This window comes from Streptomyces malaysiense (assembly GCF_000980885.2).
GTDB lineage: Bacteria > Actinomycetota > Actinomycetes > Streptomycetales > Streptomycetaceae > Streptomyces > Streptomyces malaysiense.
This window is the reverse complement of the sequence record NZ_LBDA02000108.1, coordinates 1-1,168: the sequence shown is the minus strand read 5'-3', so window position 1 is coordinate 1,168 and position 1,168 is coordinate 1. Positions and strand designations below refer to the sequence as shown.

Below are 1,168 nucleotides of genomic sequence, written 5' to 3'. Positions count from 1 at the left end.
TTACTGAGGTTGAACTCGTGATGTCGTGCCGTTGCTCAGGTGGGCCGGATGGTCAGGCCGGTCTCGGCGAGGCAGCCGTCTATGAGGTCGCTGCGGTACTGGATGTGTCGTAGGCCGCGTCGGATGCGCTGGACGAGGTGTTCCGGGGTGGAGAAGGCGACGTTGGAGAGCCAGCCGCGCCGCAGCAGTGACCAGATCCCTTCGACGGGGTTGAGGTCGGGTGCGTAGGGCGGCAGGTAATAGATGGTCAGCCAGTCCCGGGCTTCGGCGAACTTCCGCAGGTCGGCAGCCTTGTGGACGTTGAGGTTGTCCCAGACGAGCACGATCGGGCCGCCGAGCTGCTGATGGGCGGCGATCAGCAGGTCCCGGTAGTCGCGCCAGGAGAAGCTCTTGCGTCCGTCGCGTGGGCCGTCGTCCCGGCGAGGCCGGTAGATCAGCCGGGACCGATGGCCGGGTTTGTAGCAGGTCAGCGCAGCAATGGACACCCGTCTGCGGGAGCGGCCCCGCACCCGGACCACCGGGGTCCGGCCGCGCTGGGACCAGGTCCTGGCCTGCGGCGGCGTCATGGAGAATCCGGCTTCGTCCTCGAAGGCGAGCCAGGCTCCACGGGCCGCCGCGAGACTTCCGCGCAGGGCCACACCTCCTTGACCCACCCGGCCACCGCGTCGTCGTCCCGCTCCATCGCCCGTCGGGCCGGGACCTGGCAGGACCAGCCGTTGCGTGCCAGCAGTCTCCGCACGCCCTGGATGGTGTAGGTCAGATGGAAGCGCCGGCCGATCACCGTCCTGATCCGCGCGAGCGTCCAGCGTTGGTCCTCCCAGCCGTGCGCGGCCGGCCCCTTGGCCAGCTCCGCCTCCAGCTGGGTGAACTGCTTCTCGCTCAGCCTCGGCAGCGACGCCGGTCCCTGTGACCGCAGAGCCCTCGGGCCGCCCTCGGCCCACGTCTGCCGCCATCGCTGCACGGAGCGGACGCTGACCCGCAGGTCCTTGGCGATCACCGAGCTCGCCTCGCCCTGGGCGAACCTCTCGGCCGCCTTGAGTCGTAACTCCTCGCGAAACTGCTGCCGTTCGACGGTCAGCCCGCCCCCTTGTGGATACCGCATGCCCCGGTGATACCGCACGAACGACGAGCCGTCAGCCCCTACGACACCACGAGTTCAATCTCAGTA

1 protein-coding gene is annotated in these 1,168 nt (G+C 69.0%); it reads right to left on the bottom strand.

The window, feature by feature from the left end:
* Window positions 1–35: 35 nt before the first annotated feature.
* Window positions 36–1,102, bottom strand: a protein-coding gene (locus VT52_RS39825; RefSeq protein WP_420856323.1) for an IS630 family transposase whose coding sequence is annotated in 2 segments (ribosomal slippage) — window positions 36–656 and window positions 659–1,102 — 1,065 coding nt in all. Because the reading frame shifts where the segments join, the coding sequence is not laid out codon by codon here.
* Window positions 1,103–1,168: the final 66 nt, after the last annotated feature.